This window comes from bacterium SCSIO 12741, assembly GCA_024398055.1.
Lineage (GTDB): Bacteria > Bacteroidota > Bacteroidia > Flavobacteriales_G > Salibacteraceae > SCSIO-12741.
The window spans coordinates 1,108,744-1,131,416 of sequence record CP073749.1 but is presented as its reverse complement, the minus strand read 5'-3'; the positions used below and the strand labels follow the sequence as shown (position 1 = coordinate 1,131,416).

The following is a 22,673-nucleotide window of genomic DNA, read 5'->3' as shown; positions in this document are numbered from 1 at the left end:
ATCCCTACTTTTACCGCTATGAATGAGCACCTCGATCCACAAATGAATCCCGCTGACAGAGACCTGGAGAAGGTTTTACGCCCGGTTCAGTTCGAGGATTTTACAGGACAAGATCAGTTAAAGGAAAACCTCAAAATTTTTGTTGAAGCGGCCCTTCAACGTGATGAGGCTTTGGATCATGTTCTGCTTCATGGCCCTCCCGGATTGGGTAAAACGACCTTGGCTCACATCATCGCCCAGGAATTGGGAGTTGGTATTAAAATCACCTCAGGGCCTGTATTGGACAAACCGGGTGATTTGGCCGGACTTTTGACAAACCTCGAAAAGAACGATGTACTGTTCATTGACGAGATTCATAGATTAAGTCCTGTTGTAGAAGAGTTTTTGTACTCGGCCATGGAGGATTACAAAATCGATATCATGATCGATTCTGGCCCGAATGCGCGTAGCCTTCAAATCGATTTGGAGCCCTTTACTCTGGTTGGCGCTACCACCCGGTCAGGATTGTTGACCTCCCCTCTAAGAGCTCGTTTTGGAATTAATGCACGACTGCATTATTACGATGCTGCTACCCTTCGTTCCATCGTTGAGCGTTCGGCAGGAATTTTGGACATCGAAATTCTGAATAAGGCCGCTTTAGAAATCGCTGGTAGAAGTCGAGGGACACCTCGTATTTCCAATGCCCTGCTTCGGCGGGTAAGAGACTTTGCTCAAATCAAAGGCGATGGAAGAATTGATGAGGAGATTGCTCATTATGCTCTGGATGCGCTTAACGTAGATCAGCATGGTTTGGATGAAATGGATAACAAGATCCTTTCAACCATTATTACCAAGTTTAAAGGTGGCCCTGTTGGATTGAATACCGTTGCCACTGCCGTTGGTGAAGACTCAGGAACCATCGAAGAAGTTTATGAGCCTTTCTTGATTCAAGAAGGATTTTTGATGCGTACTCCACGAGGTCGTGAAGTAACTGAAAAAGCTTACCGTCATTTGGGCATTGCGCCCCGTGCCTCTCAGGGCGATTTGTTTAACTAATTCTATCTCTTTGGATAAGGCCTATTACACCCGTTTTATTCGTGAAAAGGCGAATGAATTGGGGTTTATGTATTGTGGAATTTCCAAAGCTGAGAAGCTCGATGATGAAGCCCGTTTTTTAGAAAACTGGCTCAACCAGCAGAAGCATGGCGAAATGAGTTGGATGGCCAATCATTTTGACAAACGTGTGGACCCCACATTATTGGTCCCAGGGGCTAAGAGTGTAGTTAGCCTGGCTTACAATTATTTTCCGGAAAGCACTCAAGAGGATTCAGAAGCGCCAAAAATCTCTCGATATGCCTATGGTCGGGATTACCACAAAGTGCTTAAGAAAAAGCTTAAAACGCTCTTAGAAGAGCTCGTTTCGGAATGTGGAGAGCTGGCTGGTCGTTGCTTTGTCGATTCTGCTCCGGTAATGGACAAAGCCTGGGCCAAAAGGGGAGGAGTTGGATGGATTGGAAAACACACTAATCTGGTTAACCCTAAAGCTGGTTCTTATTTCTTTCTGGCCGAATTAATCATAGATCTGGAGCTGGAATACGACGGCCCCATTAAGGACTATTGTGGCACTTGTACGCGTTGTGTAGAGGCCTGCCCTACGGATGCTATTACCGAGCCCTATGTAGTGGATGGGAGTAAATGCATTTCCTATTTCACCATTGAGCTTAAAGGGAGTATTCCGGATGAGCAATCTGGTAAGTTCAATAACTGGGCTTTCGGCTGCGACATTTGTCAGGAGGTATGCCCTTGGAATCGCTTTTCAAAACCCCACAACGAACCCGATTTCAACCCCCATCCTGATTTGTTGACCATGAGTAAGTCAGACTGGGAGGATTTGAGCGAAGAAGTCTTTCAGGAAATATTCCGCCAGTCAGCGGTAAAGAGAACCAAATACGACGGCCTTAAACGTAACCTGAAGTTTCTCGGAATAGACGGAGATTGAACATTGAATTTTCAAAATTCAGAATTCAACATTCGGAATTCAAAATTCACCAAAGGTGATCAGGGTTAAAACCGATAATTGATACTTGCACCAATTACCACATTCCAAGCACCGCCATAAATTCCAGCTGGGGTAACGAGTGTGCTACTCACCACAGAAGTAACGGAGTGATGAACCCGGACATTAACAAATAGTCGCTCTTTGGAGTCCATGTAATAATTGGCTCCAATCATAGCATCGAGTTCAAAGTTTCTCCAGGAAGTGGTTAGGTTCTTAACCTCTCCATTGGAATCAAATTCCTGCGCATGAAACATGAATCCAACACCGGGTCCAGCTTCCAGTTCAAACTTCTTCAATTGAAACTGCCAGAGAAAAGGAATCTCAATGTAATGAAGCCGAATCTTGTAGGAATTGTAAAAGCCTTTGTCTGGTCGTGCGGGCTGATGACTGCCTTTTTGTTGGTAGTAGAGTTCGTATTGAAACTTCAGTTTGTCATTTAGTCTGTGGTTGGCAAATCCACCGATAATGGGGGAGAACTTAAAAAATCCCCCGTAACCGTCTCCGGTCATTTGGGAGGTGTTTATTCCGAGTTTTACTCCGGCATGAAAAGACCGATCATTTTGAGCACTTCCGCTCCAATGAAAGGCAAAAAAAACGGCAACCCAAAGGGCCGCCGTTCTAAAGGTCTTATTAGTGGTTATCCACTGCATGGATCTCATCTGCCTGGATAATTTGTCCAGTGGCATTCTCAATAACCGCAACCACGAAGATCAAATGTTTTACATCCCAATCCGTTGAGCGATCTTCCTTAGCGAGGTCGTATCTTACCTGTACAGTATCACCTGTGGTCAATCCATTGGCATCGATAAAGGCATTTCCATTCACCGATCCGATGTGACCACGAACCATGTGACGGTGTGCGTAATTTGGATCACGAGGGTCCAACCCTTGCAACTCACGACGCTGATCCGTTTGTGGGGAAATAATGCTGTCTTCTACGATGTAGACAACAACCGTATGGTCGCCAGTCAAATCCTTTTTAGCAATACCCCAAATGGTCAGGTTATTTTTGTCTTCAGCATCACTTCTAATGTTGCGCAGATCCAATTGAAGAGAAGCATCGGTAAAGAACCCAGAACTTTCCAAATTGGCCAATTCACCGGCCCAGGTACCAGGAGATTCAGCGCCCGCTTTTAGGCGACTGAATGTACAAGAAGGGTAGAGCGTAGCTCCCACCTTATCGTGAACCTCTTGGGAGGTTTCGCTTCTAAAGTCAGCCGGGTATCCTTTTTGAGGATTGGGTTCTGCAAATGAACCATAGTGCAAAGCCGCAATGACCATTTTGCCTTTGTACTCATTTTTGGACCAATCATTCAAAGATTCCGACCATCTCGGACAACTTTGACAAGTGTGTCCAGTGAACTCTTCCGCTAAAACTTTGCGAACGTTTCCTGTGCTCGTGCTGTTGGTGTCTCCCACCAAATCACCACCGCCTTGAGCAATTCCTTCAAAAGGATCGGTGACCTTATCACAGGAAGTAAAACTGAGAGCAATTATGATTGCTCCGGCTAATGCGATTAATCTTTTCATATTCCTTCGTTTTTAGAAACTGGAGGTTACCGTCAGAGTAAAACCATTGGAGGCTGGAACCTGACGACACACCCCTCCGATACAGAATAATCCGGCCTTCTGCCTTCCGTACCCTAAAGATATGCGATTTGACTTATTCGTGTAACCAAAAGTGGCGTAAGGATAGTGAATCCGGTTTCCAGCAATGGGGTTACCGTAGTTAAACTGATCCATAACGGCAGCAAACCAGTGTGGAGAAAAAGTGTACTCCACTACCAAAGTGGCCCAGTCTCCCTGATCTTGATCGCTCCAAAGTCCTTGGATCTCTGTACGAATCGAATGTTTGTGATTCAGTTTAAAAAGCATGTCTAAAACGGCAATGTCGGCGTAAATATTGCCAGCAAATTTTCCGTTCAAACCGGCGAAATTCATCACCTTGTTGTTCACCATCAAGTTCATGTACATGGCTTTTACCTTAAACCATTTAGACATTTTACGAGTAACGGTGATGTTGATGTCCTGGTAGTAATCGGTTCCCATCGAGAAGAAAGGCGCTTCATAACCCATTCTGTTGGTGGTTTCATCATGAAGCTGAGTAGAGTCCAAACCAAATGCTTTCGACGCATTCAATTCCACTCGTGTACCATACTTACCACCGTACCAGGTTTTCTTTTTCAATTTGAAGAAGATATCAGCCTGAAAAGCCGTCTCACCCGTTGGCTGAGTAGCGTAAGGGTAAAGTGTAGCAGCCAGGTTGTAGGTGTGCTGCTTCGTTAATGCAGGCATGTAGTTGATCATTACGTTGGTCAACGTTTCGTCCCGGTCGGAACGGAAACTCATGTTGTCCACCGTTTTTGCCGTCAGGTTAATCCCCAATCCTTTGCGGGAATAAGATCCCGAAAGGTAAAGACCGTGACCTGGCTTGTAGATGTAGTTGTTGTCAAAGGAAGGATCGTTTTCCTTGTAAGAGTACTCCGCAAAGAAGGCGAAGTTTTTGTAGTTCAAGGTAAGGCGACCTCCATAGGCTCCCACGTTTTCAGGAAGCACATAGTTGGGGTTGTCATCGGCCTGGTACTTACTCACAAAGCTACCTCCGATTTTTACCTTCAACTTGCTTTTTTTCATGCTATCGAACATTTCGTTCAAGGCCACCTCTCCGTCAAAGGCACGAACAATACCTTCACTTAGGTCAAAGAAGTAACGCTGACGTCCGATCAATCCTTTCAAGTAGATACCCTTGCCCATTTTGTAGCGAACACGCATACCGTCAAAGGCATTATCCAATCCGAGGTCTCTCTCTTCATAAGAGCGGAGAAGCATTCCCGAACCAAATTGCTCGTAGAAGTTTCCCGCTGTCACTTCCAGGCCATTCTGGTGGAAGGTAAAATAGCGGTAAGGTATTCCACTACCTTGGTAACGGGCATCGAAACCCAGAATCGGGTTCAAATAACTTTCGTATCGAAATCCTGCAGAAAATGGTCCTTTGTCGATGATGACGTTACCGAAACCATTAAGAAGAAGTTTTTCTGGAACATCTGGAGCTCCAATCGCCGAATCTGAAAAATAGTATTGCGTTGCAGCACTAAAGTTTCCGTGAATTTCGATGGGGTCTTTCAACCATTGTTTAACCTGATCCTGCCCTTTCATTGAAAAGGGGATAGTAGCCAACACCAAAACGGCTACTGGGACCAGATGCTTAGCGAAAGATTTAAGCATGCTGTAGTCGTTTAAATCGGGATTTATTATTTGATGCTTTCGCCGTTCGCCAATTTCTGAACGAGTTCATATAGCTCATACTCGTCTCCTTCACTGTAGGAGTTGTGCTGCCATACGATTTGTCCGTCACCATTTACTAAGAAAGTGTGAGGCACCTGATTTACGTTCAAAGCTCTTTTGAAGTCAGCGTTAACATCCAGGTAAACTTCGTAATCCCAGGCTTGTCCATCAACGTAAGGCTTTACTTTTTGAACGTTACGTGCATCATCGATAGAAATAGCAACCAGTTTTACTCCAGTTTCATCCATCCAGTCATCGTAAAGTTCAGAGATGTTGTTTAGCTCACGTTTACAAGGGCTACACCAGGTTGCCCAAAAGCTAATGATCATTGGTTTGCCTTCATTATTAATTTCGGAAGTATTAAAAGCCTCCCCTTGAATATCCTGAATAACCACCGATGGGATACTCCTTCCTTTATCCTGTGCCTGCGCGAATCCAATTACCAGCACCAATGCTAACAATCCAACTATCTTCTTCATAAATTTTGCTTTTAGGGCGACGAATTTAAGCATTTGCCCTCGTTTATTAATAGAAATATAACTTCAACTTTTTCTTTAACAACCTGAAACCGACCGATTTCGATTCCTTTTAACCGTTATGTCTCCTCATTTACCATTTTCCTTTCTGAGCCAAAAGCTCCTTAACCAACCCAGGTACTATATCAACCGCTGTGCCAGTTCGTACGATAAATTGATTTCCATATTCTTCCTGACTCAAATTCGGATCCACCAAATAGCGGGTGCAGTGGGCGGGCACATAATTGACCAAACTGGCCGCCGGATATACATTTAAAGAGGTACCAATGACTACCAAGATATCTGCCGTTTGCATGATCTCCGCAGCATGATCGAGCATGGGAACCATTTCACCAAACCAAACGATGTGTGGACGAAGCTGATGGCCTTTATCACACAGGTCTCCCAACTGGATATCTCGGTATTCTATATCGTAAATTAATTCGGGGAAAGCTGCGCTTCTCGCTTTGGTAATTTCTCCGTGAAGATGGACTACTTTCGATGAGCCTGCTCGTTCATGAAGGTTGTCAATGTTTTGAGTTACCACAATGACCTCAAAGTCTTGCTCCAATTCGGTGAAGGCTTTATGCGCTGCATTGGGTTCAACTTCACCGATTCTTCGGCGACGTTGATTGTAAAATTCAAGGACCAGTTCCGGGTTTCGTTGAAAGGCTTCTGGAGTGGCTACTTCTTCCACGCGGTATTGCTCCCATAAACCACCATTGTCGCGAAACGTGGCGATGCCACTTTCAGCCGACATTCCAGCTCCACTAAAAACAATTAATCGCGGTTTATCGCTGCGATTTCTTTCCATCTCCTATGACCCCATTTTTAGGGCGAAACATACCCTCGATTTACCCTTTTTCGATCGCTTAAAAATCCATTCCTGCCCAAAATAGGTCTAATCCACCATTTATGAGCTTCAAAACTCCCTAAATAGTTACTTTTACCCGCTTAATTTGAGCCATGCGGAAGACGAAGAATCGAAAAAAAGAAGCTCTTGATTACCATTCGCAGGGTAGAAAAGGAAAGATCGAAGTCAGACCAACCAAGCCGTATACCTCACAGCGCGATCTGTCTTTGGCCTACTCTCCGGGCGTTGCTGAGCCTTGTCTGGAAATTGCAGATGAGACCAGCAAAGTATTTGAATACACCGCTAAGGGAAATCTCGTAGCTGTTATTTCTAACGGTACAGCAGTACTGGGGTTGGGTGACATCGGCCCGGAAGCTTCAAAACCGGTAATGGAGGGGAAAGGACTTCTCTTTAAAATATTTGCGGATATCGATGTATTCGACATTGAAGTGGATGCCACCGATATTGATGAATTTGTTCGTACCGTAAAAAATATTTCTCCCACCTTCGGAGGAATCAACCTGGAAGATATCAAGGCTCCCGAAGCCTTCGAGATAGAACGGCGTTTGAAAGAGGAGTTGGATATTCCGGTCATGCACGATGATCAACATGGTACAGCTATTATTTCAGCGGCTGCCTTGGTCAATGCTCTGGAACTCTCCGAAAAAGACATTGATAAAATCAAAATTGTAGTGAGCGGAGCAGGGGCAAGTGCCATTTCCTGTGCGCGACTCTACGCTGCTCTTGGTGCCAAGAAGGAAAACATCATCATGTGCGATAGCAAAGGGGTGATTAAATCTTCTCGTGGAAACCTGGATCAATACAAAAGCTTGTTTGCCAACGAGGTGGAAGCCAATACCCTGGAAGAAGCTATGGTAGGTGCGGATGTTTTTCTGGGATTGTCTCGGGGAAATATTGTGAATGCCGATATGGTTCGAACCATGGCTCCCAATTGCATCGTGTTTGCCTTGGCTAACCCTGATCCTGAAATTCCTTACAAGGAAGCCATTGGTGCTCGTGAAGATATCATCGTGGCAACCGGTCGTTCGGACCACAATAACCAGGTGAATAACGTACTTGGATTCCCGTTCATTTTTCGGGGTGCCTTAGACGTTCAAGCCACAGCGATCAACGAAGCCATGAAATTGGCAGCTGTAAGAGCTATTGCCGAATTGGCGAAGGAACCGGTGCCCGAAGAGGTAAACATTGCTTACAACGTTACGAATCTGACTTTTGGTAAGGACTTTATCATTCCAAAGCCCCTCGACTTCCGGTTGCTGGAAGTGGTGGCTCCTGCTGTGGCTAAAGCAGCTATTGAATCTGGAGTGGCCAAAAAGACCATCACTGATTGGGACAAATACCGCGAAGAGCTTCAACACCGAATGGGGCTTGACAACAAGTTGGTAAGCGGCCTGGTAGAAAGAGCCAAAAAAGACAAACAAAAGGTAGTGTTTGCAGAGGCCGACAACTACAAAGTTTTGAAGGCGGTTCAAATCGTACATGACGAGGGCATCGCCGAACCGATTCTACTCGGTAACCGGGAACGAATCCATCGATTGATTGATCAATTTGAGATGGATTTACAAGACGTTCAAATCATCGATCCTCGCAGCAAGGAACAAGAAGATAAACGCAAAGAGTTTGGGCAGCATTTTTACGATATGCGCAAACGCAAAGGCTTCACTTTGTATGAAAGTGTAAAAGCCATGAGGGAGCGAAACTTCTTTGGCGCTGCCATGGTTAAGTGGGGAGAAGCTGATGCCTTTATTTCCGGTATGACCCGCAACTACCCAGATACCTTGAAGCCACCTCTTCAGGTGATTGGTGTGGGAAGCCGATATAAGACCCTTGCCGGAATGTATATTTTGAATGCTAAGAATGGACCTCTGTTTTTGGCGGATACTACGATTAATTTTAATCCCGATGCACGTCAGTTGGCAACCATTGCCGTTCAAGTGGCAGAAGCCATCAAGGGATTCAACATACAACCCCGGATGGCTTTGCTGTCCTATTCCAATTTCGGTTCTTCTAAAGGAGAAGATGCAGCCAAAGTGAAAGAAGCTGTGGCCATTTTGCACCAGGAACATCCCGAAATTATCGCCGACGGAGAAATCCAGGCCAACTTTGCACTAAACAGAGAAATGACTGAAGAACTCTTCCCTTTTTCCCTGTTGACTAAAAAACGTGTGAATACACTTATCTTTCCAAACCTATCTGCAGGAAACATTGCTTATAAACTCCTTCAGGAAATGTCTGATATCGAAGCTATTGGCCCGGTGTTGCTTGGCATGAAGAAGCCTGTACATGTACTGCAACTTGGAAGCACGGTTCGAGAGATAGTAAACATGGTGACCATCGCAGCTAACGATGCTCAGCAACGAAAAATCAAAGGAAAAACCGGTATGGAGGACCAAACACAACCCGTATTATGATAGAGTTTATTCAAGGGAGATTGATCGAAAAGAATCCCGCCTATGCAGTGATTGATTGCAATGGAGTGGGCTACATTCTGAATATTTCCGTGTACACCTACGAAAAAATGGGCAATGATGAAGCGTGTAAGTTATTAACCCACTTGGTAGTAAGGGAAGATGCTCACACACTTTTTGGCTTTGCCGATGCTTCTGAAAGGCAGTTGTTTCGCAATTTGATATCCGTAAGTGGAGTAGGGCCTAATACCGCTCGAATTATTTTATCCTCCTACAAACCCGCCGATTTGATGGAAGCCATCATTAACGAAAATGTTACGCTTCTTAAATCTATCAAGGGGATTGGAGCAAAAACAGCCCAACGGGTGATCCTCGATTTGAAGGATAAAATCCAGAAAGAAGAACCCCAACTTGAAATTTCATCCATCTCAAACAATACAACAAGAAATGAAGCGTTATCTGCTCTTGTGGCGCTGGGCTTCGATCGTCCGCGATCGTTGAAGGTGTTGCAGAAAGTGTTAAGTGGAGCGGATGCCGATATATCGGTAGAGCAAGTAGTAAAAGAGGCTTTAAAATATTTTTAAACAGCGGAAGGAATTACGCTTCGTTTGTGTTGTCAATAAATCGCATATACGCGAAAATAATAGGGCTCGTTATCGGGCTTTTTTGTCTGAATACGACCGCCTTTGCAGAGGACTTTTCAGCCACTGACTATCCTATGCCCAAAATTCAGGTAATGCCTGTGGACTCGGGGGATTCAGATGATGTGAAGTTGCGTTACCCTTTTCGAGATACAGAGTCAACCGAAGTTTCCGGAGAAGAGCCCAGCCTGGGGCTTGGAGATCCGGGTAACATCAAAACCGAAGTAAAATACAACCCCGAAACCGGCCAATACGAAGTCACCAAAACCATGGGTGATGGAATTGATTACCGCCCCCCCACATACATGGACTTTGACGAGTACATGGAGTACACCCGCAAAAAGACCTTAAGCGACTATTGGAAAGAAAAGAAAACAGCCGAAGAAGAATTTGAAGAAGGTGGATCGGGTGGAGGTTCTAAGGCCTTTCGTCCGGAGCTGAAGATTAAGAGTAAAGTCTTTGACCGCGTTTTTGGTGGAAACACGATCGATATTCGACCATCGGGTTCTGCTGAATTATCTTTTGGAGCACGAATTAGCCGGACCGATAATCCGGTTATTCCGGTTAGAAACCGACGCATCACCACCTTCCAGTTTGACCAGAACATGCAGATCAATGTGATTGGAAATGTGGGGGATAAACTGAAAATTACCACCAACTACAACACACAATCCACCTTCGATTTCCAGAACCAGTTTAAGATGGACTATACCGGTTACGAAGATGAGATGCTGCAAAAAGTAGAACTCGGAAACGTGAGCATGCCGTTGAATAGCCAGCTGATTACGGGTAGCCAAAGTTTGTTTGGAATCAAAACGAAGTTTCAATTTGGCCGCTTGACAATGACCACGGTTCTTTCGCAGGAAAGAGGACAGAAGTCGGAAGTGGAAACCAAGGGTGGTGCGCAGATTAGCGACTTTGAAGTAAAGGCCGACAACTACGAGGCCGATAAACACTACTTCCTGGATCAATATTTCCGCGATCAATATGAAGAAGCGGTTTCGGATCCAATGGTACTCAATACTACAGTCAACGTAACCCGGGTGGAAGTTTGGGTAACCAATACCCGTACTGATCCAAATGCTCGTGACATTATCGCCTTTCAGGATTTGGGTACTGGTGGAATGGATTTCACTAAGTTTTTTAATGCTCGATGGGTCCGTGGTACAAGCCCTCCCTGGCCGGATAACTCGCACAACTCCTTATACTTTACAGTGAACGATCCTGCAACAGGATTTGGAGATAACAGAACCATCGACCAGGCGATTCCCGTCCTGCAAAACGACCTTGGACTTGACCCCCGACTTGACTTCCAAAAAGTAGAATTGGCCCGTAAACTGGAGCCCAGTGAATATACCCTTCACCCGCAGTTGGGGTACATCTCATTGAAGCAACGAATGAATTCCAATCAGGTTCTGGCTGTGGCTTACGAATACACCGTGAACGGAGAAGTGTATCAGGTAGGGGAATTCTCAGTAGACTTAGCCGAGCCTGCACCGCTGTTGGTGAAAATGTTGAAGAGTACCGAGCTTAATACCCGCGTTCCAATGTGGGATTTGATGATGAAAAACATCTATTCAATCGGTGCTTATCGGGTGAAAAAAGACGGATTTAAATTCAACGTTTGGTACCTGGATCAAAACCGAGGAGTAGATATCAACTTCTTACCCGAAGATGAGATCAACGACTTCAGCTTGATTCAGCTGTTAGGAATGGATAGCCTTGACTTTAATGGCCGCCAGCGTTCGGATGGGGTATTTGACTTCGTTGACAAAATCACCATTAATACCGAGAACGGTCGAATCATCATTCCTCGACTGGAACCTTTTGGAGATGGACTGCGGAGGGCCTTTGAAAGCATTGATGGAATAACTCCTCAACGGGTGGAGGCCCTGATGGATTTATACTCCTTCGACTCGCTCTATACCAACACCCAGGCCGATGCCAAGGTGAAGTGGCCCGAACGAAATCGATTTACACTGAAAGGGGAGTATCAATCGGAATCGAGCAATGAGATTGCGCTGAATGCCATGAACATTCCCGAAGGATCGGTTACCGTAACGGCTGGTGGACGTCAATTGGTCGAAAACCAGGACTACACCGTGGACTATACCTTAGGCCGGGTAAAAATCATCAACCAAAGTATTATTGAATCCAACACCCCAATTAAAGTGAACCTGGAGAGTAACCAGCTCTTCGCTCAGCAACAAAAGAATTTCCTCGCCCACAGAATGGACTACAAAATCAGTGATGACTTCATTATTGGTGGTACATTGATGCACTTGTGGGAACGTCCTCTGACTCAGAAAGTGGATATCGGATACGAGCCTATTTCAAACTGGGTATGGGGAGTAGACCTGGCCTACAAAACTGAACTTCCCTGGTTGACACGGGTCATTGACAAGATTCCTGGAATTGATACCAAAGAAAAATCCACCCTTTCGGTAAGTGGTGAATTTGCTCAGATATTGCCGGGTCACTCCAATGCGATTGGTAAAGACGGAAACTCCTACATCGATGATTTTGAAGGAAGTCAAAACACCATTGACCTCCGTTCTTTCAGTACCTGGTTTTTAGCTGGTACTCCTAAAGAACAATTGGAAGAATTTCCCGAAGGAAATCTTTTCGACAACGTAGCCAAGAACTTTAACCGAGCCTTGTTTAACTGGCGTGTAGTTGACCCGATATTCTATCAGAATCAAGCACCACCTAATATTCAGGGCGACCAGGAGCAGCTGTCCAATCACTTCGTACGTCAGGTATTTGTAGAAGAGGTATTCCCCAATCGTCAATTGGCCGTTGGACAGAATACGAACATCTCTATGCTCGATATGACCTTCTATCCTTCTGAGCGGGGTTTTTATAACTACGATATCGATGGATTGGACCCGAATGGAAATCGTTACTCCGCTGGGGTAAATGAAGGAGGGCTTTTGAATGAGCCTGCCACGCGTTGGGGAGGTATTATGCGTCGAATTGATCAAAACGACTTTGAGGCTGCCAACATTGAGTATATCCAGTTCTGGGTAATGGACCCCTTTAACGAAGACTACGAAGGTGGAGCTGAAAAAGGATACCTCTACTTTAACCTGGGTAACATTTCTGAGGATGTAATGAACGATGGTCTGAACATCTACGAGCAATTGCTACCTAACAACGAAGCTGAAGCCACCGATATCAATTTTGGAGTGACCTCTGAATGGGGACGTGTTACACAAGGAACTCCATTTGCAACAGGATTTGACAATGACCCAGCAACCCGCCCCTATCAGGATGTAGGGTTGGATGGATTTAGAAGTGAAGAAGAGGCCGAATTCTACAGCGACTTTTTGACCAAGGCAGAAGGAGCCATCACCGATCAAGTAGCTCTTGAATTGTTGAAGGCTGACCCTTCTACAGATGACTATCACTACTTCCGTGGAGACGATTACGACAACGACGCCTTGTCCATTATGGAGCGTTACAAAAAGTACAACGGTACAGAAGGTAACTCACCTACGGAAGAGCAATATCGTTCTCAGAACTCGGGAGGATATTCCACCGCCGCTTCTATCCGTCCGGATAAAGAGGATATTAACGGTGACAACGTGGTGAACCCTGTAGAAGCTTACTACCAGTATAAGGTAGAGATTTCTCAAGAGGCCTTGGACCCATCCAACATCGGAAACAACTTTATCAACGACATTTTGGTAACCAGCACCTCTACGGTTGATGGCCGTAAAAGAGACATCAAATGGTACCAATTCAGAATTCCAATCCGAACCAACAAAAAGACCAAGCACGGTAATATTAATGACTTCCGCTCTATCCGTTTTATCCGGATGTTTATGAAAGGATTTAAGGATCCTCAAACCCTTCGTTTTGCTCGATTGGAGCTGGTCCGTGGAGAGTGGCGACGTTACTTAGGTGACATTGATGATAACACCGAAGGAATTACCAGTGATATTGAGGCTGACTTTACCGTAGGAGCTGTAAACATTGAAGAAAACAGTGGCAAGACTCCAGTGAACTATGTATTGCCTCCGGGAATTCAACGTGAGATCAATGTGAACACCACCAGTTTGCAGCAGATCAATGAGCAGTCTTTGCAAATGACCGTATGCGGATTGGAAGATGGTAAAGCTCAAGCGACTTACCGGAATACAGACTTGGATTTGAGAATGTATGGCCGGGTGAAGATGTATGTTCACGCTGAGTCATTGGCCAATCAGGATGAGATTTCTGACGGAGATGTAACCGTGTTTGTTCGTTTTGGAACAGACTTCGTGAACAACTACTACGAGTACGAAATTCCAGCCACCATTACTCCAGCCGGATATTACAACCCAGATCATGAGCCTGCCCAAAGAGAAGTTTGGCCTCTTGAAAATGAAATTGACCTACCTCTGGATGTGCTGACCAATCTGAAAATTGCCCGAGACAGACTGCTCTTAGATGGTGCCAGTGACATGCTCAGTAGAAAACGATACAGCGAGCCCTATGAAAATGGTACCGTGTATGTGGTAGGTAATCCAAACTTGGGTGGGGTAAGAACCATTATGATCGGTATTCGAAATCCAAGGGCACCAGATGGATCCACCAGCGATGATGGGATGCCTAAGTGTGCCGAGGTGTGGGTTAACGAATTGCGACTTTCTGACTTTGATCAAACCAATGGATGGGCGACGGTAGGGCAGGCCAATTTGAAGATGGCCGACCTCGCCAACGTTTCTGTAACCGGAGGAATGAGTACTCCAGGATGGGGAAGTATCGATAAGAAGGTGAGCGAACGGCAGAAAGAAACCAAACGGAATATCAACGTTACCACGAGCGTGAATTTGGATAAATTTCTACCTGAGCAATGGGGTGTGAAATTGCCTATGTATGCCAGCTACAGTGCCGACTTAGAAGATCCGTTGTTTACTCCACTGGCTCCGGATATCGAGTTTAAAGATTACGTTAAAGCCTTTGATGATAAGGCTCAAAGAGACTCGGTGAAGAAGGTTTCGAGGGATAGGATCATTCGAAAATCGTTGAACTTTACCAACGTTAGAAAGGAGCGAACGAAAACGGATGGCAAGAAAACACCCATCGATATTTCCAACTTCACGGCTTCCTACGCCTATTCGGAAGAAAACCACACCAACTACGAAACCGAACGAGACCTTACCCGAAACCAAAAAGGAACCCTGACCTACAACTACGGATTCTCTCCAAAACCTATAAAACCTTTATCCAAAGCCAAATTCCTCAAAGGATCGAAGTACCTGAAACTGGCCCGGGAAATGAACTTCTATGTTCTGCCGAAAAACATCAGTTTCAATACCTCGATGAACCGATTGTACAACGCCTATAAGGTGCGAAACAACAACCCGGGTATTACGGCTCGCCTTCCTGAATTCTACAACAAGCAGTTCAATTGGAACACCGATTATGCGGTGAAATACGACCTGACAAAAAACTTGTCTTTGGACTTTAGGGCAGCCAACCAATCCTTGATTGAGGAGCCAGATGGAGCTGCAGAAAGAGGGCGGAACGAAGAAATTACCCTGGAAAATGGAGAAACGATAGGGCAGTACGATTACTGGAAGCAGGAGGTGTGGAGTAATATCCTATCGGGTGGAGAACGGATGAATTATAACCACTCGTTGAATATTTCCTATAAGATACCATTGAACATGATTCCTGCTACCGATTGGATCAATTCGACCTTGCGGTATGGATCAACCTACAGTTGGCAACGATCGCCTTTGGGAAGGGAGGAATTCGGAAACATTATCCAAAACTCCAATACCATTAGTGCCAACGGAACCTTCTCCTTTAAGCGACTCTACAACAAGTGGGGATATTTGAAGAAGGTAGAGCAAAAAGCCCGCCGCCACCAACAAATGAAAGACCGCCAAAAAGCCAAAGAAAGAGCCCAAAAGAATAAGAACAAGGAGATTACTGAAAATGCAGATGGTGAGTCTGCTCCGGATGAACCTAAAAAGTCGAAGCAAAAGTCGAACTATAAAATGGGTGACCGAATGGTGAAGTTCCTGATGATGGTTCAAAATGCGACCTTGACCTATAGTTTGAATAAGGGAACAATGCTTCCTGGATTTAATCAGAGCAATAGCTTTGTAGGAACCAACGGTAACTTCTCTAATCCAGCACCAGGTTGGGGATTTGTATTTGGTCAGCAAGGTGGATTTGATGGAACAGATGAAACCGAGTTTTGGACCCATGCTGCCCGTAAAGGATGGCTGGAACAAAACCCAAATCTGAACAACCGGGTAAGTCAAACCGAAACCGAAAACATTTCCTTCCGAGCTACAGCCGAACCGATTCGAAGCCTGAGAATCAACTTTACGGCCAATCGGAAGCAGTCAACGAACAACAGTTTATTCTATCGCTACAATCCGGATTCATTAAGCTCAGACGGAACCAATTGGTTTGAGCAGAGTCCGACCGTTTCAGGAAATTATTCGGTAAGTTTCTTTGCCCTTCGAACTTCTTTGGTTCGGGATGATCCAGTTTCGGGATCCAACCGGGTTTTTGAGCAGTTTTTGGCCAACCGGGAGGTGATTTCTCAACGACAAGCGGATGAGCCAGGCTCCAATTCGAATGGTGAGCACTTGAAGAATGACGGTTATGCAGACGGATATGGACCAACCTCTGCTGATGTATTGATCCCATCCTTCCTGGCTGCTTATTCCGGAAAGGATGCGAGTACGTCCAAACTGAATTTTAGAGACATCTTGCCAAGTATTAACTGGAGGCTTACCTACAATGGATTGAGCAAAATACCCGCGTTTAAGAACTTGTTTAAGACCGTTACCATCAGTTCAGGATATACTTCCTCGATGACAGTGGCGAATTTTGTAAACAACCAACGCTGGCAAGAGGACAGTATCTTCTATGATTTGGATAGCAACTTTGTGACCGAATTCCAATACAACTCGGTAACCATTTCAGAGCAGTTTAGTCCGCTTATTAATTTAGACCTTCAGTGGAAAAATAAGATCACCACACGATTTGAATTAAAGACGGGTAGAACCGTTGCCCTGAATGTGGGTAGTGCCCAAATTATGGAGCAGAAAACGCGCACCTATGTGATTGGATTGGGGTATCAGTTCCCATTCACCTTCCCGGTTAAGATTAACGGGAAAAATCCACAGTCAGACATTAAGCTCCGGGGTGATTTTTCCATTCGACAAAACTCCACTATTATCCGTAAAATAGTTGAGAATACCCATACGCCCACTGCTGGACAGGATGTACTCTCCGTAAAGGTTACAGCAGATTACCAGTTGACCCAGGCTTTGAACTTGAGACTCTTCTACGATTACGTGCTTAACACGCCGAAGATCTCCAACTCCTTTAAGACGGCTAACACCAACTTTGGTATTAGCATCCGCTTTAGCATCTCATAACGGCTGCGGAATAACCCTAAAAGCCTTTCTTTTTTGGCAGGATTCTTGGTTTGATAGCTACAAAACAATTGCTATGCAAACCAAAAAAAATCCCAAAGTTGATTTAGAGAAAAACAAATCGATGTTGTTTCTCATCGGATTGGCCACTGCGCTAACTCTCACAGTCATCTCTCTCGAGCTGATGGTCTTTGAAAAAGAATTGACCGATTTGGGTGGCGTGAGCGTTACCCTGGAAGAGGAGGAGATGATTCCCATTACTCAGATGGCTCCACCGCCTCCACCACCTCCACCGCCGCCGCCCCCTCCCACAACTGTCATCACCTTGGTGAACAACGACAAGGACATTGACCTTGATTTGGACATCGATACCGAAGGGGACGAAGAGGACATAGTAGACATCGTTATTGATGATGACGACGATGACGATAGAGTAGATGATGAGCCTACCGTTTTTACCATTGTAGAGGAAATGCCCTCCTTCCCAGGCGGAGAAGCTAAAATGTATGGCTACCTGGGCGACAATATGAGTTACCCTGCTCAAGCCAAGGATGTGGGCATTCAAGGGATCGTTTATGTAACCTTCGTAGTTAAAGAAGACGGAAGTATTGACGGTGTAAAAGTGCTCCGAGGAATTGGTGGAGGATGTGATGAAGAAGCCCTTAGAGTGGTAAAAAACATGCCTAAGTGGAAGCCTGGAAAGCAACGCGGAAAAGCCGTTCGCGTTCAGTTTAACATGCCGATACGATTCGTTTTGGCCAATTGATACTAGGTTGAAACTTGAATTCTGGATTCTGAATTATGGAGGTTTAACGAGGGATCTCTTTTAGGAGGGAATTGTCGCTAAATTTCATTGTTCAGAATTCGGAATTCAAAATTCGAATTTCAGAATTCAAGACTGATTCCGAAATACTATATTTGTCCACCTTATTAAAAATTGGACCATGAACATTCCAGGAGATTTGAAGTACACCAAAGACCACGAGTGGGTTAAAGTATTGGATGGTGAAACGGTAGAAATTGGCATCACTGATTACGCTCAGGATCAGTTAGGTGATGTAGTTTATGTTGAAATTGAAACAGAAGGCGAAGACCTGGATCAGGAAGAAGTTTTCGGTGCTGTAGAAGCCGTAAAAACAGTTTCTGATTTGTTCATGCCAGTATCTGGAAACGTGGCTGAGGTAAACGAAGCTTTGGCTGATGCTCCTGAAACGGTAAACAACGACGCTTACGGTGAAGGATGGATGATTCGTGTAAAAATTTCCGATGCTTCTCAGCTGGATAGCTTGATGAGTGCGGATGAGTATAAAGAATTAGTAGGTTAAGCTAAAGATAAGGTTTCCAAAAAACTGCTAAGCGGTCAATCTGCAAGGCAAAATCTTAGTATTTTAGCGCAAAATTTGAACTATGGATCCGAAGAAAAATCCAGAAGTGGATTTGGAGAGAAACAAGTCGATGCTTTTCCTGATGGGATTGGCAGCGTCTTTGGCTATAGTTGTCATCTCCTTGGAGTTGATGATTTTTGAGAAGAGCACTACGGACCTTGGAGGTATTAAAGTAGAGCTGGAAGAGGAAGAAATGATTCCAATTACCCAGCAAGCTCCTCCACCCCCTCCGCCCCCACCCCCACCCCCACAGACTACAGTGATCGAAATCGTTGAAGATGACGAGGAAGTAGAAGAGGAGATCGAAATCGATACCGAGATGGACGAAGAGACTGTCGTGGAAATCGTTGAGATCGAAGAAGAAGAGGTGGTAGAAGAGCCTGAAATCTTTACCATTGTGGAAGAGATGCCTTCTTTCCCTGGTGGTGAAGCCAAAATGTACGAGTACCTCGCTGAAAACATGAAATATCCTCCCATGGCAAAAGATGCCGGGATTCAAGGAATCGTTTACGTGACCTTCGTTGTGAAGGAAAACGGAAAGATTGACGGAGTAAAAGTTCTTCGTGGAATTGGTGGAGGTTGTGACGAAGAAGCGATCCGCGTTGTAAAAACAATGCCTTCTTGGAAGCCAGGAAAGCAGCGTGGTAAATCAGTTCGCGTTCAGTTTAACATGCCGATTCGATTTATCCTGAGATAAGTCTTTAGAATACTTTTTTAAGAGACCTCTTTTCGTCGATGATGGAAAGAGGTTTTTTTATGCCCATCGGTTATTGCCGCTATAGGTCGGAATGGTAGGCGAAAAGCCTGAGATCAAGGCCCTGAGCCGATCGGTTTTATTACTTTTACAAGCGTTCGACTGAACGAAACTTGGAATGAAAGAAAATAAGCTGCAAAATGTTCCTGTGTCACCACCAGTTGATCAGGCCGGAGTTGCCGATCGAATTGAGAGGGTGACTAAAAGGAGCATCAAAAAAGACACCAAGCTCGAAGGGCTGAAAATGGTGCTCAATATGATTGATTTGACCACGCTGGAAGGAAAGGATACTCCTCAGAAGGTTAAGCAACTCTGTACCAAAGCCCGGCACTTACATGAGCCTTACCCCGATTTACCCACCGTTGCTGCGGTTTGTGTTTATCCAACACTGGTAAAAGTGGCCAAGGAGTCCTTAAAAGGAACGGATATTAAAGTAGCTTCAGTAGCTACGGCATTTCCATCCGGTCAATCGAGCCTGGAGGTGAAACTGGAAGACACACGAATGGCGGTTGCTGAAGGTGCCGATGAAGTAGATATGGTGATCTCCCGTGGAAAGTTTCATGCCGGAGATTACAATTATGTGTTTGATGAAATTGCTGCCGTAAAAGATGCTTGCGGAAAAGCCCGACTCAAGGTTATTTTGGAAACCGGTGAATTGGGAAACCTCGATCGTATTCGAAAAGCAAGTGACCTGGCAATATATGCCGGTGCAGATTTTATCAAAACATCTACAGGTAAAATACCTAAGGCTGCCTCTTTGCCGGTGACGTGCGTAATGCTTGAAGCTATTCGCGACTATTATTTCAAAACCGGAATTCAAGTAGGAATGAAGCCTGCAGGTGGTATTTCCAAATCGAAATTGGCTCTACAGTATCTGGTACTGGTTAAAGAAACGCTTGGCGTGGATTGGCTGAGCAACGAATGGTTCCGCTTTGGTGCCAGTAGTTTGGCCAACGATGTACTTATGCAGTATGCCAAGCAGAAAACCGGATTGTATCAATCCGCCGATTACTTTTCCATTGATTAATTATGAAAGCTGAAATAAAACATACCGGTCTGTTTGATTATGCTCCGGCTCCTGAGAGTACTTCTCATGTGCAGCTGAAGAATCAATACGACCACTTTATTGGCGGTAAATGGGTAAAGCCATCCCAAGAGGATTGGTTTGCGACCATTAATCCGGCCGATGAATCAAAAATTGCGGATGTTGCTCAAGGTTCTGATCAGGACGTAGACAAAGCCGTGAAAGCTGCTCGAAAAGCATTGCCAGGTTGGCAAGCCTTATCAGGCAAGGAAAGAGGTAAGTACCTCTACCGAATCGCTCGTATGATTCAGGAAAAAGCCCGTGAGTTTGCCGTGGTTGAATCCATGGATGGAGGAAAACCTATTCGTGAGTCAAGAGATATTGATATTCCTCTGGCTGCCGCTCACTTTTTCTACCACGCTGGTTGGGCTGACAAACTGGAATATGCCTTTCCAGGAGCAAGCCCGGGACCTATCGGGGTAGCAGGACAGATCATTCCTTGGAACTTTCCCTTGTTGATGGCCGCCTGGAAAATTGCTCCGGCTCTGGCTTGTGGAAATACGGTGGTGATTAAACCTGCCGAAACAACCCCTCTAACCGCTTTGAAATTAGCCGAGCTTTTTGCTGAAGCAGATCTTCCGGCTGGTGTAGTTAATGTGATTACTGGAGACGGAAGAACCGGGCAGCCTTGGTGAAGCATCCGGATGTAGATAAGATTGCCTTTACGGGTTCTACCGAAGTGGGTAAAATCATTCAGCGTGAAACGGCTGGAACGGGTAAGAAATTGACCCTGGAGTTGGGTGGAAAAGCAGCCAATATCATATTTGAGGATGCGGCCATCAATCAGGCAGTAGAAGGTATTATCAATGGAATTTACTTCAACCAAGGGCATGTTTGTTGTGCCGGTTCCCGCCTGTTTGTTCAGGAAGCTGTTTTAGACGAAGTGGTCATGAAGCTCAAGGCAAGAATGAATAACTTGGTTTTGGGTGATCCGTTGGACAAGAACACCGATATCGGAGCGATTAACTCCAAAGGGCAGTTGAAAACCATCGAACAGTTTTTAAGTGCTGGTAAAAACGAAGGTTTGGAAATGTACCAGCCTGAGTTTACCATTCCCAAGAAAGGTTTCTGGTGCGCTCCAACTTTGTTTTTGAACGCGGCACAGAGTCATACCATCGTTCAGCAGGAGATTTTTGGTCCTGTGTTGGCCATTCAATCTTTTCGTACCATCGATGAGGTTATTCAAAAAGCCAACAATACGCCTTATGGACTATCTGCAGGAGTATGGACAGACAAAGGCTCCAAGATATTTAACCTGACTGCCCGAATGAAAGCGGGAGTAGTGTGGGCGAATACCTATAACAAATTTGATCCAACATCACCTTTTGGAGGGTTTAAAGAAAGTGGATTTGGTCGTGAAGGAGGAGTTCATGGCTTGTCGGCATACCTTCAATTAAATGCGAGGAAATGAGTAGATTGAAAGTACTGAAGACCTATAAAATGTATGTTGGTGGCAAGTTCATTAGAACGGAATCCGGTCGCTTTTATGCCTTGAAGGACAAAAAGGGAAAGCCGGTCGCCAATTTTTGCTTAGGATCAAGAAAGGATGTTCGGAATACGGTAGTTGCTGCACGAAAAGCCCAAAGCGGTTGGCAGGAAAGAACAGCCTTTAACCGATCTCAAATTTTATACAGAATTGCAGAAATGCTGGAAGCACAGCGCGACCAGTTTATTGCTGAGCTGCAGCAGGAAGGTCATTCAGCCAAGAAGGCAAGTGCCTTGGTTGATATAGCTGTAGATCGCTGGGTTTATTATGCGGGTTGGTGCGATAAATACAGCGCCGTGTTTAGTTCGGTAAATCCCGTGGCTACAGGTCATTTTAATTTTTCTCAGCCTGAAGCACAGGGAGTGGTAGCCGTTTTGGCTCCAAAAGGACCTTCACTAGTCGTACTTACTTCTTTGATTGCTCCGGTGATTGCCTCCGGAAACAGTGTGATGTATTTGGCTCACGAGGATTTCCCTTTATCAGCCTGCTCCTTTGCCGAGGTAATTAACAGTTCTGATGTGCCTGGTGGGGTAATCAACATCCTCACCGGTAAGGTGGATGAGTTGGCCTCACACATGGCAGGACACATGGATATTAATGGATTGTGGTATGCCTTGGATGATACCCAGCAATTGGCTGAATTACAAAAGATAGGTGCGGAAAATGTGAAACGCATTTATTCCGATTTACCAGCTAAAGATTGGGAAGATGAATCCTGGGAGTCACCCTATTTGATGGTTCCTTTTACCGAAACCAAAACAACCTGGCATCCGATTGAAAATATTGGAGGAGCTTCTTCTACCTACTAAAGA

General features: G+C 45.1%; 15 protein-coding genes and 1 pseudogene. 11 read left to right on the top strand and 5 right to left on the bottom strand.

From position 1 onward, the window contains the following. The first annotated feature begins 18 nt into the window (after nucleotides 1-18). Together ruvB and queG are read left to right on the top strand one after the other, a co-directional pair. Nucleotides 19-1,035, top strand: coding sequence for a Holliday junction branch migration DNA helicase RuvB (ruvB, locus tag KFE98_04785; GenBank protein ID UTW63473.1), 1,017 nt, complete (start codon nucleotides 19-21; stop codon nucleotides 1,033-1,035). 4 nt (nucleotides 1,036-1,039) lie between these two features. Next, entirely contained in the window at nucleotides 1,040-1,978 is a 939-nt protein-coding gene (gene queG, locus KFE98_04780; protein ID UTW64642.1) for a tRNA epoxyqueuosine(34) reductase QueG, read from the top strand. Between the two features lie 65 nt (nucleotides 1,979-2,043). Here the strand turns inward: queG and KFE98_04775 are convergent, their stop codons facing one another. The 5 genes from KFE98_04775 to KFE98_04755 all read right to left on the bottom strand — a co-directional run bounded on the left by KFE98_04775 (nucleotide 2,044) and on the right by KFE98_04755 (nucleotide 6,652). After that, nucleotides 2,044-2,697 (bottom strand): PorT family protein, encoded by a 654-nt coding sequence (locus KFE98_04775; GenBank protein ID UTW63472.1) that lies wholly within the window; start codon nucleotides 2,695-2,697, stop codon nucleotides 2,044-2,046. After that, on the bottom strand, nucleotides 2,669-3,568 hold the full coding sequence (locus KFE98_04770; GenBank protein UTW63471.1) for an Omp28-related outer membrane protein: 900 nt from the start codon (nucleotides 3,566-3,568) through the stop codon (nucleotides 2,669-2,671). The genes KFE98_04775 and KFE98_04770 overlap by 29 nt, the downstream gene beginning before the upstream one ends. Nucleotides 3,569-3,580: 12 nt before the next feature. Continuing rightward, on the bottom strand, nucleotides 3,581-5,263 hold the full coding sequence (locus KFE98_04765; GenBank protein ID UTW63470.1) for a hypothetical protein: 1,683 nt from the start codon (nucleotides 5,261-5,263) through the stop codon (nucleotides 3,581-3,583). 26 nt (nucleotides 5,264-5,289) lie between these two features. Further along, a complete protein-coding gene (locus KFE98_04760; GenBank protein ID UTW63469.1) occupies nucleotides 5,290-5,802 on the bottom strand; it encodes a TlpA family protein disulfide reductase in 513 nt (170 codons plus the stop codon). A gap of 130 nt (nucleotides 5,803-5,932) precedes the next feature. Next, nucleotides 5,933-6,652, bottom strand: coding sequence for an NAD-dependent deacylase (locus KFE98_04755; GenBank protein UTW63468.1), 720 nt, complete (start codon nucleotides 6,650-6,652; stop codon nucleotides 5,933-5,935). A gap of 152 nt (nucleotides 6,653-6,804) precedes the next feature. Here KFE98_04755 and KFE98_04750 point away from each other — a divergent pair, with 152 nt between their 5' ends. From KFE98_04750 to KFE98_04710, 9 genes and pseudogenes are all read left to right on the top strand, one after another. Continuing rightward, the gene (locus KFE98_04750) at nucleotides 6,805-9,123 is read left to right on the top strand and encodes an NADP-dependent malic enzyme (protein UTW63467.1); all 2,319 of its coding nucleotides are present in this window, start codon (nucleotides 6,805-6,807) and stop codon (nucleotides 9,121-9,123) included. Continuing rightward, nucleotides 9,120-9,704, top strand: coding sequence for a Holliday junction branch migration protein RuvA (gene ruvA / locus KFE98_04745; GenBank protein ID UTW63466.1), 585 nt, complete (start codon nucleotides 9,120-9,122; stop codon nucleotides 9,702-9,704). The genes KFE98_04750 and ruvA overlap by 4 nt, the downstream gene beginning before the upstream one ends. 134 nt (nucleotides 9,705-9,838) lie before the next feature. Continuing rightward, on the top strand, nucleotides 9,839-17,155 hold the full coding sequence (sprA, locus tag KFE98_04740) for a cell surface protein SprA (protein UTW63465.1): 7,317 nt from the start codon (nucleotides 9,839-9,841) through the stop codon (nucleotides 17,153-17,155). A gap of 73 nt (nucleotides 17,156-17,228) precedes the next feature. Next, nucleotides 17,229-17,918, top strand: coding sequence for an energy transducer TonB (locus KFE98_04735; GenBank protein ID UTW63464.1), 690 nt, complete (start codon nucleotides 17,229-17,231; stop codon nucleotides 17,916-17,918). A gap of 178 nt (nucleotides 17,919-18,096) precedes the next feature. Beyond that, nucleotides 18,097-18,477: a glycine cleavage system protein GcvH gene (gene gcvH / locus KFE98_04730; protein ID UTW63463.1), complete on the top strand. Its 381-nt coding sequence runs from the start codon at nucleotides 18,097-18,099 to the stop codon at nucleotides 18,475-18,477. Nucleotides 18,478-18,559: 82 nt separating this feature from the next. Next, the gene (locus tag KFE98_04725; GenBank protein UTW63462.1) at nucleotides 18,560-19,234 is read left to right on the top strand and encodes an energy transducer TonB; all 675 of its coding nucleotides are present in this window, start codon (nucleotides 18,560-18,562) and stop codon (nucleotides 19,232-19,234) included. Nucleotides 19,235-19,409: 175 nt separating this feature from the next. Further along, entirely contained in the window at nucleotides 19,410-20,318 is a 909-nt protein-coding gene (deoC, locus tag KFE98_04720) for a deoxyribose-phosphate aldolase (protein ID UTW63461.1), read from the top strand. Between the two features lie 2 nt (nucleotides 20,319-20,320). After that, nucleotides 20,321-21,786 (top strand): annotated as a pseudogene (locus KFE98_04715) (aldehyde dehydrogenase family protein). After that, nucleotides 21,783-22,670 (top strand): aldehyde dehydrogenase family protein, encoded by an 888-nt coding sequence (locus KFE98_04710; protein ID UTW63460.1) that lies wholly within the window; start codon nucleotides 21,783-21,785, stop codon nucleotides 22,668-22,670. Before KFE98_04715 ends, KFE98_04710 begins: the two are co-directional and overlap by 4 nt. Nucleotides 22,671-22,673 lie beyond the last annotated feature (3 nt).